12 protein-coding genes are annotated in these 12,314 nt (G+C 72.5%); 2 read left to right on the top strand and 10 right to left on the bottom strand.

The features are described from left to right. Nucleotides 1–22: 22 nt before the first annotated feature. From HL189_RS13865 to HL189_RS13825, 9 genes are read right to left on the bottom strand one after another with little or no spacing between them, the layout of a single operon-like run. Nucleotides 23–601, bottom strand: coding sequence for a GNAT family N-acetyltransferase (locus HL189_RS13865; RefSeq protein WP_369134293.1), 579 nt, complete (start codon nt 599–601; stop codon nt 23–25). A 57-nt stretch (nt 602–658) separates the two neighbouring features. Further along, nucleotides 659–1,042 (bottom strand): metal-sulfur cluster assembly factor, encoded by a 384-nt coding sequence (locus HL189_RS13860; RefSeq protein WP_369134292.1) that lies wholly within the window; start codon nt 1,040–1,042, stop codon nt 659–661. 1 nt (nt 1,043) lies between these two features. Beyond that, entirely contained in the window at nt 1,044–1,496 is a 453-nt protein-coding gene (gene sufU, locus HL189_RS13855) for a Fe-S cluster assembly sulfur transfer protein SufU (RefSeq protein WP_369134291.1), read from the bottom strand. After that, a complete protein-coding gene (locus HL189_RS13850; RefSeq protein ID WP_369134290.1) occupies nt 1,496–2,824 on the bottom strand; it encodes a cysteine desulfurase in 1,329 nt (442 codons plus the stop codon). Before HL189_RS13850 ends, sufU begins: the two co-directional genes overlap by 1 nt. Continuing rightward, nucleotides 2,821–3,639, bottom strand: coding sequence for a Fe-S cluster assembly ATPase SufC (gene sufC / locus HL189_RS13845; RefSeq protein WP_369134289.1), 819 nt, complete (start codon nt 3,637–3,639; stop codon nt 2,821–2,823). Before sufC ends, HL189_RS13850 begins: the two co-directional genes overlap by 4 nt. Nucleotides 3,640–3,653: 14 nt before the next feature. Next, entirely contained in the window at nt 3,654–3,998 is a 345-nt protein-coding gene (locus HL189_RS13840) for a non-heme iron oxygenase ferredoxin subunit (protein ID WP_369134288.1), read from the bottom strand. A 3-nt stretch (nt 3,999–4,001) separates the two neighbouring features. Then, nucleotides 4,002–5,306: a Fe-S cluster assembly protein SufD gene (gene sufD / locus HL189_RS13835; protein ID WP_369134287.1), complete on the bottom strand. Its 1,305-nt coding sequence runs from the start codon at nt 5,304–5,306 to the stop codon at nt 4,002–4,004. 23 nt (nt 5,307–5,329) lie between these two features. Then, nucleotides 5,330–6,772 carry a Fe-S cluster assembly protein SufB gene (sufB, locus tag HL189_RS13830; RefSeq protein WP_369134286.1) on the bottom strand — a complete coding sequence of 481 codons (1,443 nt, stop codon included), beginning with the start codon at nt 6,770–6,772 and terminating at the stop codon, nt 5,330–5,332. Then, nucleotides 6,769–7,548, bottom strand: coding sequence for a helix-turn-helix transcriptional regulator (locus tag HL189_RS13825; protein WP_369134285.1), 780 nt, complete (start codon nt 7,546–7,548; stop codon nt 6,769–6,771). The genes sufB and HL189_RS13825 overlap by 4 nt, the downstream gene beginning before the upstream one ends. Nucleotides 7,549–7,765: 217 nt before the next feature. On the opposite strand from HL189_RS13825, the gene HL189_RS13820 reads away from it, so the two are divergent. Continuing rightward, on the top strand, nt 7,766–8,707 hold the full coding sequence (locus tag HL189_RS13820; RefSeq protein WP_369134284.1) for a heme A synthase: 942 nt from the start codon (nt 7,766–7,768) through the stop codon (nt 8,705–8,707). Nucleotides 8,708–8,809: 102 nt separating this feature from the next. Here HL189_RS13820 and HL189_RS13815 read toward each other — a convergent pair whose 3' ends face one another. Then, nucleotides 8,810–9,733: a heme o synthase gene (locus HL189_RS13815; protein ID WP_369134283.1), complete on the bottom strand. Its 924-nt coding sequence runs from the start codon at nt 9,731–9,733 to the stop codon at nt 8,810–8,812. Between the two features lie 313 nt (nt 9,734–10,046). Here HL189_RS13815 and tkt point away from each other — a divergent pair, with 313 nt between their 5' ends. After that, entirely contained in the window at nt 10,047–12,278 is a 2,232-nt protein-coding gene (gene tkt / locus HL189_RS13810; RefSeq protein WP_369134282.1) for a transketolase, read from the top strand. Nucleotides 12,279–12,314: the final 36 nt, after the last annotated feature.

Here is a 12,314-nt window from a genome sequence, read left to right as displayed (position 1 = left end):
GCCATTCCCGCTGGGACGACGGTCAGGGACCGAAGAGGACCTCGGCGCAGACCGGCCGCCAGCCGGCGGAGAGGAAGGCCCGGAGGGACGCGGTGTTCGCCGGGGCCACCTGCGCCCACAGCGGCTCGCCGGCAGGTTGCAGCGCCGGGGCAGCGGCGGCCAGCGCGGTGCCGAGGCCGCGGCCCCGGGCCTGCGGAGCCACCTCCACCGCCGCTTCCCAGCGGCCCGCGACGCCGCGCCCGAGGACGAGCAGGCCGGCGCCGTCGGGCGTCGTCCAGACCCGGACGCCGGTGCGGTGGGCCAGCGCGCGCCGGACCCGCGGGTGCTGCGCCGGCGTCGCCTCGACGAGATCGACGCCCGGTCCGGCGGGCGGCGGCGGCGCGGCCAGGACGGCGTCGACCACGCCCGGCTCGGCGCCCACCCGGTCGGCGAGCGCGGCCAGGAACCGAGCTCCCAGCGGCGCGGCGAGGGGGTCGTGCGCGACCTGGACGGCGACCCAGGACGGGTCGACGTCCGCCGCGACGACGTGCCACGCCGTGCCCCCGACCGACGACGAGTGCCCGCGCCCCGAGGGGCGCGGGCACCGTGGTGACGCTCGCATCGGCCGGCACGGTCTCCCCCGTGGCCAGCCGGTCGAACAGGGTTCGGAGCTGCAGCGTTACACCCGGAAACCCAGGGCGCGCAGCTGCTCGCGGCCGTCGTCGGTGATCTTGTCGGGACCCCACGGCGGCATCCAGACCCAGTTGATCTTGATGTCGTCGACGAGGCCGGGGCCGGGGCCGCCGGTCAGCGCCTGCCGGGCCTGGTCCTCGATGACGTCGGTCAGCGGGCAGGCCGCCGAGGTCAGGGTCATGTCGATGATGGCGACGTTGGCCTCGGTGTCCACGTCGAGGCCGTAGACGAGGCCGAGGTCGACCACGTTGACCCCGAGCTCGGGGTCGACGACGTCACGCATGGCCTCCTCGACGTCCTCGAGCAGGGCGGACTTGCCGCCGAAGATGCCCTCGTCGGCCGTGGGCCCGGGGGTGGTGGGCTCGCTCATGTCAGTTCTCTCCTTGCCAGGCGCGGGCGCTCGCGTCCTTCAGCGCCATCCAGCTCATCAGCGCACACTTGATCCGGGCCGGGTACTTCGAGACACCGGCGAAGGCGACGGCGTCCTCCAACTCGTCCTCGAGCTTCTCCGCCACCGATGCGTCGCCCTTGCTCTGCATCAGCGTCATGAAGTGCTCGCCGGTCTCCAGCGCCTCGGGCACCGTCCGACCGACCACCAGGTCGTACATGGCCGAGACCGACGCCTGGCTGATCGAGCAGCCCATCCCCTCGTAGGAGACGTCGGCGATGGTGTCGCCGTCCAGGTGCACCCGCAGCGTCACCTCGTCCCCGCACGTCGGGTTGACGTGGTGGACCTCGGCCTCGAACGGCTCCCGCAGGCCGCGGCCGTGCGGGTTCCGGTAGTGGTCCAGGATGATCTCCTGGTACATCGACTGCAGCTGCATCAGGCGGTTGCCTCCTCCGGCGTCGTCCCGAAGAAACGCTGCGCGGCCCGCACACCTTCCACGAGCGCGTCGACGTCGTCGTAGCCGGTGTGCACGTAGAACGTGGCCCGGGTGGTCGCCGGCACGCCGAAGCGGCGGACGACCGGCCAGGCGCAGTGGTGCCCCACCCGGACGGCGATCCCCAGGTCGTCGAGGACCTGGCCGACGTCGTGCGGGTGGATCCCCTCGACGGTGAAGCTGATCGCTCCTCCGCGGGCGACGGTGTCCGGCGGGCCGATCACGGTCACGCCGGGGATCGCCTGCAGCTGCTCCAGCGCGTACCCGGTGAGCGCCTCCTCGTGCGCGTGCACGTCGGCCATGCCCAGCCGCTCGAGGTACTCGACGGCCGCGCCCAGCCCGATCACCTGCGCGGTCATCGGCACGCCGGCCTCGAAGCGCTGCGGCGGGGGCATGAAGGTGCTGCCCTCCATCCGCACGACCTCGATCATCGAGCCACCGGTGAGGAACGGCGGCAGGGCGTCGAGCACCTCGTACCGCCCCCACAGCACGCCGACCCCGGTGGGCCCGAGCATCTTGTGCCCGGAGAAGACCAGGAAGTCCGCGCCCAGCTCGGTGACGTCGACCGGCTGGTGCGGCACCGACTGCGCGCCGTCGACCAGCACCAGGGCGCCGACCTCGTGCGCCCGGGCGACGATCTGCTCCAGCGGGTTGATCGTGCCCAGGATGTTCGACTGCTGGGTGACCGCGACCAGCTTGGTCCGCTCGTTGACCACCGTGCCGAGGTCGGCGAGTTCCAGCCGGCCGTCGTCGGTCAGGCCGAGCCAGCGCAGGGTCGCCCCGGTGCGCTCGCACAGCTGCTGCCACGGCACCAGGTTGGCGTGGTGCTCCATCTCGGTCACCACGATCTCGTCGCCCTGCCCGACGGCGTACCGGCGGAACTCCGGCTCCTTCGCCGTCGCGGCGTTGGACAGCGCGTAGGCGACGGTGTTGATCGCGTCGGTGGTGTTCCGGGTGAAGACGACCTCGTTCTCCGGGGCGCCGATGAACCGCCCGACGGCCGCCCGGGCCGCCTCGTAGAGGCCGGTGGCCTCCTCGGCGAGCTGGTGGGCACCGCGGTGCGGGGCGGCGTTGTGGTTCTCGTAGAAGTCCCGCTCGGCGTCGAGCACCGACCGCGGCTTCTGCGACGTCGCCCCGGAGTCCAGGTAGACCAGCCGGCGGCCGTCCCGCACGGTTCGGGAGAGGATCGGGAAGTCCGCCCGGATCGCCTCGACGTCCAGAGGCAGGGGCACCTGCTGCGCCCCGGCGGGACGCGAGACGGTCACGGTCATGCCTTCGCCGTCTCCTTCGAGTCCGCCACGTACGCGGCGTAGCCCTCGTTCTCGAGCTTGTCGGCCAGCTCGGAGCCGCCCTCGTCGACGACCCGGCCGTTGACGAACACGTGCACGTAGTCGGGCTTGATGTAGCGGAGGATCCGCGTGTAGTGGGTGATCAGCAGGACGCCGACCGGGCTGTCCGCCTTGGCGCGGTTGACCCCCTCGGAGACGACCCGCAGCGCGTCGACGTCCAGGCCGGAGTCGGTCTCGTCGAGGATCGCGATCCGCGGCTTGAGCAGCCGCATCTGCAGGATCTCGTGGCGCTTCTTCTCACCGCCGGAGAAGCCCTCGTTGACGTTGCGCTCGGCGAAGGCGGAGTCCATCTCCAGCGCCTCCATCTCGGTGCGGACGTCCTTGACCCAGGTGCGCAGCTTGGGCGCCTCGCCGGTGATGGCGGTCGCCGCGGTGCGCAGGAAGTTGGACACGGACACCCCGGGGACCTCGACCGGGTACTGCATGGCCAGGAACAGGCCGGCCCGGGCGCGCTCGTCGACGGTCATGGCCAGGACGTCCTCGCCGTCCAGGGTCACGGTGCCGCCGGTGATCGTGTACTTGGGGTGCCCGGCGATCGAGTAGGCCAGGGTCGACTTGCCCGACCCGTTGGGGCCCATGATCGCGTGGGTCTCGCCGCCGCGGACGGTCAGGTCGACGCCGCGGAGGATCTCCTTGGCCTCGTCACCCTCGCCGACGGAGACGTGCAGGTCGCGGATCTCCAGCACGCTGGTGCCGGTGGTGCCGGCGGACGTGCGGGTCGCTGTGGGGCTGGTCACGGTGTTCTCGCTCCTCAGTTGCTGGCCACGGCGAGGGGGGCGTCGACGTCGACCAGGACGTCCTCGCCCTCCACCCGGACCGGGTAGACGGGGACCGGCTCGGTGGCCGGGAGGTTGGTGGGCTGCCCGGTGCGCAGGTCGAAGCACGACCCGTGCAGCGCGCACTCGATGGTGGGGGCGCCGTCGAACTCCTCGACCTCGCCCTCGCTGAGCGCGACCTCGGCGTGCGAGCAGACGTCCTCGATGGCGAACAGCTCACCCTCGAAGTCGACGACGGCGATGTCGACGTCCGGCAGCTCGACCCGCAGGGCGCCGTCCTCGGGGACCTCGGACCGGGCGCAGACGCGCTCGAAGGCCATGGGTCAGGCCACCTCGACGGGCTGTTCGTCCAGCTCGGGCAGGGCGCCGAGCCGCCGCTCGATGGCGGTCATCAGCCGGTCCTGCAGGGCGGGGATGCCGATGTGCTGGACGACGTCGGCGAAGAAGCCGCGCACCACCAGGCGACGCGCGGTCTCGGCGTCGATCCCGCGCGAGCACAGGTAGAACAGCTGCTCGTCGTCGAACCGGCCGGTCGCGCTGGCGTGGCCGGCGCCGACGATCTCGCCGGTCTCGATCTCCAGGTTCGGCACCGAGTCGGCGCGGGCGCCGTCGGTGAGCACCAGGTTGCGGTTGAGCTCGTAGGTGTCGGTCCCGACCGCCGTGGGGCGGATCCGGACGTCGCCGATCCACACGGTCCGCGCGTTCTCGCCCTGCAGCGCGCCCTTGTAGACGACGTTGCTGCGGCAGTGCGGCGTGGCGTGGTCGACCCAGAGCCGGTGCTCCTGGTGCTGGGTCTCGTCGGCGAAGTACAGGCCGAACAGGTCTACCGAGCCGCCGGGACCGGCGAACTGCACGTTGCTGACCAGCCGCACGAGGTCGCCACCGAGGGTGACCACGACCTGCTTGAGGGTGGCGTCCCGGCCGACGACGGCGTCGAACTGGGTGCCGTGCACGGTGCCCGCGGCCCAGTCCTGGACCGAGACGACGGTCAGCTGCGCGCCGTCCCCGATCAGGAACGAGACGGTGCCGGCGTACCTGGCCAGGCCGCTGTGGTCCAGCACGACGGTCGCCTTGGCGAACGCGCCGACCTCGACGACGATCTGGCCCCAGACGACGTCCTCGCCGCCCGTGCCGGACAGCCCGAGGGTGACCGGGCGGTCGAGCACGGCCTCCGGGGCGATGCGGACGACGGCCGCGCCGTTGCTGCGCCGACGGGTGAGCGCGGCGAGCCGGTCGACCGGCTCGGGCAGGCCCTTGAGCAGCGGGTCGTCGGCCTCCACGCCGGACAGCTCGACGCCCTCGGGCAGGTCGGTGTCCCACTGCAGGTGCGCGTCGGAGGGAGCGCCGTGGAGCAGCTGGCGGGCGCGGCGCATCGGGGTGAAGCGCCACTCCTCCTCGCGGCCCGTGGGCACGCCGAAGGCGTCGGGGTCGGTCGAGGTGAACCGCTCGGCCGGCGAGCCGGTCGGGGCGGGGCCACCGTGGGAGTGCGCCCCCGGCGAGACGTCGCCGGCGGTGCCGGTGCCCGCGGCCGGGGTGGTGGGCGGGCCGGCCTGCGCGCCCACGCCGGGAGCGAAGAGCTCCCCGGCGAGGGCCGCGGTGTCCGTGGTCAGGGTCGTCTGGTCGTCCATACCTGCGTCCTGTGGGGCCGACATCAGCCGACGGCACCTTCCATCTGCAGCTCGATCAGGCGGTTCAGCTCGAGGGCGTACTCCATGGGGAGCTCTCGGGCGATGGGCTCGACGAAGCCGCGCACGACCATCGCCATCGCCTCGTCCTCGGACAGACCACGGCTCATCAGGTAGAAGAGCTGGTCGTCGCTGACCCGGGAGACGGTGGCCTCGTGGCCCATGGCGACGTCGTCCTCGCGGACGTCGACGTAGGGGTAGGTGTCCGACCGGCTGATCGTGTCCACCAGCAGCGCGTCGCACTTCACCGTCGACCGGGAGCCGTGGGCGCCCTCGTCGATCTGCACGAGGCCGCGGTAGGAGGTGCGGCCACCACCGCGGGCGACGGACTTGGACACGATCGTCGAGGAGGTGTGCGGGGCGGCGTGCACCATCTTGGCGCCGGCGTCCTGGTGCTGGCCCTCGCCGGCGAAGGCGATGGACATGACCTCGCCCTTGGCGTGCTCGCCGGTCATCCACACGGCCGGGTACTTCATCGTCACCTTGGAGCCGATGTTGCCGTCGACCCACTCCATGGTCGCGCCCTCGTGGGCCACGGCCCGCTTGGTGACCAGGTTGTAGACGTTGTTCGACCAGTTCTGGATGGTCGTGTACCGGCAGCGCGCGTTCTTCTTGACGATGATCTCGACGACCGCCGAGTGCAGGGAGTCGGTCTTGTAGATCGGCGCGGTGCAGCCCTCGACGTAGTGCACGTAGGCGCCCTCGTCGATGATCATGAGGGTCCGCTCGAACTGGCCCATGTTCTCGGTGTTGATCCGGAAGTAGGCCTGCAGCGGGATCTCCACGTGCACGCCCTTCGGCACGTAGATGAACGAGCCGCCGGACCACACCGCGGTGTTCAGCGCGGCGAACTTGTTGTCCCCGGAGGGGATGACCGAGCCGAAGTACTCACGGAACAGATCCGGGTGCTCCTTCAGCGCCGTGTCGGTGTCGAGGAAGATGACGCCCTGCTCCTCGAGGTCCTCACGGATCTTGTGGTACACGACCTCGGACTCGTACTGGGCCGCGACGCCGGAGACCAGCCGCTGCTTCTCGGCCTCCGGGATGCCCAGCTTGTCGTAGGTGTTCTTGATGTCGTCGGGCAGCTCGTCCCACGTGGTGGCCTGCGCCTCGGTGGACCGCACGAAGTACTTGATGTTCTGGAAGTCGATGCCGGAGAGGTCCGACCCCCAGTCGGGCATGGGCTTCTTGCCGAAGATCTTCAGGGCCTTGAGCCGGCGCTCGAGCATCCACTCGGGCTCGTTCTTGCGGCGGGAGATGTCGCGGACGACGTCCTCGTTGATGCCACGGGTGGCCGAGGCACCGGCGACGTCGGCGTCCGCCCAGCCGTACTGGTAGCGGCCGAGCGAGTCGATCGTCTCGTCCTGCGTCATCGGCGTGCTGGCCACCGGCTGCTGGGTGCTGGTCATGCGGGGGTCCTCTCCCGGTCGAACGAGGGGGTGGATGGAGTGCTGGCGCCGGCCGGTCCGGTCAGGTGCTCGGCGGCTGCAGCGCGACCACCAGGTACAGGGTCCGGCAGGGGTGTTTTGTTCCCGCTACGCGGGGTGACCTGCCCGGGGATGTGCGTCGTGCAGACGCCGTCGCCGTGGGCGATGGTCGCCAGTCGCTGGACGTGCGTGCCGACCAGCCGGCTGATCACCGCGGTCTCAGCGTCGCACAGCTGGGGGAACTCGGCCGCGACGTGGGCGACCGGGCAGTGGTGCTGGCACAGCTGCTCGCCGCTGGAGGTGGCCCCGCCGCCGATCGACATCGCCATCGCGGCGTAGCCCTCGGTGGTGAGCGCCGCCGCGACGACCTGCGCCCGGTCGACGGGCTCCGCCGAGGTCGACTGGGCCTGCCGGACGGCGGCGGAGCAACGCTGCTCCAGGCCGGAGAGCTGCTGCTCGGCCACCTCACGGACCGCCTCGGGGCCGCCGTGCGCCGCGACGAACCGCAGCGCGGTCAGCGCCAGGTCGTCGTACGCGTGCGGGAACGAGGCGCGGCCGGCCTCGGTGAGGGTGAACCGGCGGGCGGGCCGGCCGCGACCGCGTCGCCCGGCGGGCGCGTGGGCGTCCACGCCCTCGGCCACCCGCCCGGTGACCAGCAGCGCGTCCAGGTGACGGCGCACCGCCGCCGGCGAGACGCCCAGGCGAGCGGCGAGCTCGGCGGCGGTCTGCGCGCCGTGCTCCAGCAGGAGGGCGCTCACCCGGTCACGGGTGCGGCCGTCATCGGCCGGAGCCGAGGACGGGACACGCGCCGGGGTGGATTCCACAACACGATTGTGTGCTTATTCGGGGCGCTCGCAAGCAAGGTCGCCCTTACCTGCCGCGGCCAGGAGACGCAGGTCACCCGCCCGCCGGGGTCCCGCTCGTCACCTCCTCGGGTCCCCCGGGGGTTGCCGCGGGGTCGGTAGCATCGGCGCCGTGCCGGCCCTCTCCGCCCAGCTCCGTCGTGCGGCGGTGGCCCCCGCAACCGTCTCCCGGGTCGCCCTGGCCAACGTGGTCGCCAACGGGCTGATCGTCGTCACCGGCGGGGCCGTCCGGCTCACCGGGTCCGGGCTCGGCTGCCCCACCTGGCCGCGGTGCACCGACGACAGCTTCGTCGCCACCCCCGAGCTCGCCGGGCACGGGGCGATCGAGTTCGGCAACCGGCTGCTCACCTTCGTGCTGACCGCGGTCGCGATCGCCACGCTGCTCGCGGTGTTCCGCTCGGCCCGGCGGGACCTGCGCCGGCTGGCTGTGCTGAGCTTCCTGGGCATCCCGGCGCAGGCGCTGCTCGGCGGGGTCACGGTGCTCACCGGCCTCAACCCGTGGACGGTCGCCGCGCACTTCCTGCTCTCGATGGTGCTGGTGCACATCGCGACCACGCTGTGGCTGCGGTCCCGCGAGCCCGGGGTGGGGCAGCTGCTGGTCCGGCGTCCGTTCGCGTCGCTGATCACGGGGATCGCCGCCACGGTGGCGGCCGTGCTCGTCATCGGCACGGTGGTGACCGGCAGCGGTCCGCACAGCGGCGACCCGGCGGCCGGGCGGACCGGGCTGGACCCGGAGCTGATGAGCCAGCTGCACGCCGACGTCGTCTTCCTGCTCATCGGCCTGACCGTCGCCCTGCTGGTGGCCCTGCACGCCACCGACTCCCCCGGCCGGGTGCGGCGGGCGGCGCGGGACCTGCTGGTCCTGCAGCTCGCCCAGGGCGCCATCGGCTACGCGCAGTACTTCACCCACCTGCCGGCGGTGCTCGTGCTGCTGCACATGGCCGGCGCGGTGCTGATCACCGTCTACACGGCGCGACTGCTGTGGGCGGTCCGCGGGCCGGCGTCCGAGCTGCCGGTCACCGGGGCGACGCTGGCCACCCGCGCCGTCCGCTGAGCGACCGCGGGCGCCGTCCCCCCGCAGCAACGACCGTCCTCCCGCAGCAGCGTGCCGCCGGGGGACGGTCGTTGATCAGGTCACCTGATCAAAGCTGGGTGATCAGAGCAGGACGTCGACGACCAGGGCGATCGAGAGCAGCGTCATGTACGTGATCGACACGGAGAACAGCCGCATCGGGCGGTCGGGCACGCCGGCCTTGATCCGGCCCAGCCAGGCGTGTGACTCCGCGACGTACCAGGCGCCCAGGCCCAGGGTGGCGATGCCGGTGGTCCAGCCCAGCTGGGGCGTCACCGGCGCCATCAGCAGCGAGGTGCCCAGCGTGCCCCAGGCCCAGGCGACGGACTGACGCCCGACGCTGACCGGTCCGGCGACCACCGACAGCATGGGCACCCCGGCCCGGAAGTAGTCGTAGCGGAACCGGCTGGCCAGGGCCCAGAAGTGCGGCATCTGCCAGCAGAAGACGATGCCGAAGAAGACCAGCGCCGGCCAGTCCAGCGAGCCGGTGACCGCGGCCCAGCCGATCAGCACGGGAGCAGCGCCCGGCAACCCGCCGAAGACGGTGTTGTGGTGGGTCCGGCGCTTGAGCACCATCGTGTAGAGCACCGAGTAGGCCAGCACCGCGGCGGCCGCGAGGGCTGTGGCCAGCGGCGTGGTGAAAAGGCCGAGCAGGACCAGCGCGACCCAGGCCAGCAGCACACCGAAGGTCAGCGCGGCACGCGGCTCGATCACCCCGCTGGGGATCGGCCGGTCGCGGGTGCGGGACATCAACCGGTCGATGTCCCGGTCGTACCAGCAGTTGATGGTGTTGGCCGCCCCGGCCGCGAGCATCCCGCCGACCAGGGTGGCCACGACCAGACCCGTGCCCGGCCAGCCCCCGGCCGCCAGCATCATCGCCGGCAGCGTGGTGACCAGCAGCAGCTCGACGAGCTTCGGCTTGGTCAGCGACACGTAGGCGCCCACCGTCGCCCGGGTCGAACGGGCCGTCCGGGCGCGGTCGACGGGACGGTCGGAGATGGCCGTCACCGCGTGCCCGGGAGCGCGGTGACGCGCAGGCAGCAGGGCACCACGTGGTCCTTCTCCGCCGGGGATGGGTTGCCGGACCACTGTAGCCCGGCGGCCCACCGGGAACCGCCCGGTACCACTAGGGTTTGATCACGTTGACACTGCGCGTCCAGCGGGTAGGGCGGTCGTCGAGGACGCCGGCGCACCCACCGCTTCCGACTCTCGACCGCGCCACCCCGGGCGGCCGTGGTGCGCACCGTCGTCCGCCCGGGGTGGTGGCCTGCGCCCTGGGCGGCCCGACACCGACCGACCCCGAGGGAGCACCGAGCGCCACATGAGCACCGACAGCGGAACGACCACGAAGAGCACCGCGCCCGAGGCTCCGGCCGAGGCCACCAGCGACGCCCCCACCGGCTCGCCGCGCCAGCCGGAGCCCACGCTGCCCGAGGGCTTCGGCGAGCTGGACCGCAGGGCCATCGACACCGCCCGCGTGCTGGCGATGGACGCCGTCCAGAAGGTCGGCAACGGCCACCCGGGGACGGCGATGAGCATGGCGCCCACGGCGTACCTGCTGTTCCAGAAGTGGCTGGCCCACGACCCGAGCGACCCGCACTGGGTCGGCCGGGACCGCTTCGTGCTGTCCATGGGGCACTCCAGCCTGACCCTGTACGTGCAGCTGTACCTCTCCGGCTACGGCCTGGAGCTCGAGGACCTGCAGGCGCTGCGCACCTGGGGATCGCTCACCCCGGGCCACCCCGAGGTCCACCACACGCCCGGCGTCGAGACCACCACCGGCCCGCTGGGCCAGGGCGTGGGCAACGCCGTCGGCATGGCGATGGCGGCCCGCCGCGAGCGCGGCCTGTTCGACCCCGAGGCACCGGAGGGCGAGAGCCTCTTCGACCACACCATCTGGGCGTTCGCCTCCGACGGCGACCTGCAGGAGGGCGTGAGCGGCGAGGCCTCCTCCATCGCCGGCACCCAGCAGCTGGGCAACCTCGTCGTGGTCTACGACGACAACAAGATCTCGATCGAGGACCACACCGACATCGCGTTCACCGAGGACGTCGGCAAGCGCTACGAGGCCTACGGCTGGCACGTGCAGCACGTGGACGACGGTGAGGACCTCGCCGCCGTCGACGCCGCGTTCGCCGCCGCCAAGGCCGAGACCCAGCGCCCGTCGATCATCGTGCTGCGCACCGTCATCGGCTGGCCGTCGCCCAACAAGCAGAACACCGGTGCGGCGCACGGCTCGGCGCTCGGCGACGACGAGGTCCGGGCCACCAAGGAGATCCTCGGCTTCGACCCGGAGCAGACGTTCGAGGTCGCCCCCGAGGTCATCGGGCACGCCCGCGAGGTCGTCGAGCGCGGCAAGGCCGCGCACGCCGCCTGGGACGAGCGGTTCGCCACGTGGGAAGAGGCCAACCCGGACGCCGCCGCGCTGCTGTCCCGCATGCGCACCCGCACGCTGCCCGAGGGCTGGGCCGAGAAGCTGCCCAGCTGGCCGGCCGACCCCAAGGGCGTGGCCACCCGCAAGGCCTCCGGCGAGGTCCTCGCCGCCCTCTACCCCGAGCTCCCCGAGCTGTGGGGCGGTTCGGCCGACCTCGCGGAGAGCAACAACACCGCGGTCAAGGGCGAGCCGTCGTTCCTGCCGGCCAACCGCCAGACCAAGATGTGGACCGGCGGCATCTACGGCCGCACCCTGCACTTCGGCGTCCGCGAGCACGCCATGGGCGCGATCATGAACGGCATCGCGCTGCACGGCGGGACCCGGGTCTACGGCGGCACGTTCCTCACCTTCTCCGACTACATGCGCGGGGCGGTGCGGCTGGCGGCGCTGATGCAGCTGCCGGTCACCTACGTGTGGACGCACGACTCGATCGGCCTGGGCGAGGACGGCCCCACGCACCAGCCGATCGAGCACTACGCCGCGCTGCGGGCGATCCCCGGCCTGGACTTCGTCCGCCCGGCCGACGCCAACGAGACCGCCGTCGCCTGGCGGACGATCCTGGAGAACAACGACCGGCCCGCGGGCCTGGCGCTGTCCCGGCAGAACCTCCCGGTGTTCGACCGCGACCAGTTCGGGTCGGCCGAGGGCGTGGCCAAGGGCGGCTACGTCCTGGCCGAGGCCTCCACCGGCACCCCCGAGGTGGTCCTCATGGGCACCGGCTCGGAGGTCCAGATCGCGGTGGCCGCCCGCGAGGTGCTGGAGGCCGACGGGGTGCCCACCCGCGTGGTCTCGCTGCCCTGCTGGGAGTGGTTCGCCGAGCAGGACCAGGCCTACCGCGACGAGGTGCTGCCGCCGTCGGTCAAGGCGCGGGTCAGCGTCGAGGCCGGCGTGCCGATGGGCTGGCGCGAGTTCGTCGGGGACGCCGGGCGGATCGTCGGCCTCAACCACTACGGCGCCAGCGCGGCGTTCGCCGTGCTGTACGAGCAGTTCGGGCTCACGCACGACGCCGTCGTGGCGGCCGCCCGGGAGAGCATCGAGGCCGCCGCCTCGGGCGCTGCGACGCCCGCGGGGCCCGGGGTGTCACGCGGCGGGCTGCCCCACGCCACCGGCGACCGCTGAACAAACCCCACACACAGAGAACCCGAGGGAGGGCAC

It is taken from the genome of Modestobacter sp. I12A-02662 (genome assembly GCF_041028325.1).
GTDB lineage: Bacteria > Actinomycetota > Actinomycetes > Mycobacteriales > Geodermatophilaceae > Modestobacter.
Note: the sequence above shows the minus strand (reverse complement) of the source record. Positions and strands in the feature narration are given on the sequence as shown.

Excerpts from the sequence above, each read along its gene's own strand:
- HL189_RS13865 (WP_369134293.1), bottom strand. The coding sequence starts at position 601 with ATGCGAGCGTCACCACGGTGCCCGCGCCCCTCGGGGCGCGGGCACTCG.
- HL189_RS13860 (WP_369134292.1), bottom strand. The coding sequence starts at position 1,042 with ATGAGCGAGCCCACCACCCCCGGGCCCACGGCCGACGAGGGCATCTTC.
- sufU (WP_369134291.1), bottom strand. The coding sequence starts at position 1,496 with ATGCAGCTGCAGTCGATGTACCAGGAGATCATCCTGGACCACTACCGG.
- HL189_RS13850 (WP_369134290.1), bottom strand. The coding sequence starts at position 2,824 with ATGACCGTGACCGTCTCGCGTCCCGCCGGGGCGCAGCAGGTGCCCCTG.
- HL189_RS13840 (WP_369134288.1), bottom strand. The coding sequence starts at position 3,998 with ATGGCCTTCGAGCGCGTCTGCGCCCGGTCCGAGGTCCCCGAGGACGGC.
- sufD (WP_369134287.1), bottom strand. The coding sequence starts at position 5,306 with ATGGACGACCAGACGACCCTGACCACGGACACCGCGGCCCTCGCCGGG.
- sufB (WP_369134286.1), bottom strand. The coding sequence starts at position 6,772 with ATGACCAGCACCCAGCAGCCGGTGGCCAGCACGCCGATGACGCAGGAC.
- tkt (WP_369134282.1), top strand. The coding sequence starts at position 10,047 with ATGAGCACCGACAGCGGAACGACCACGAAGAGCACCGCGCCCGAGGCT.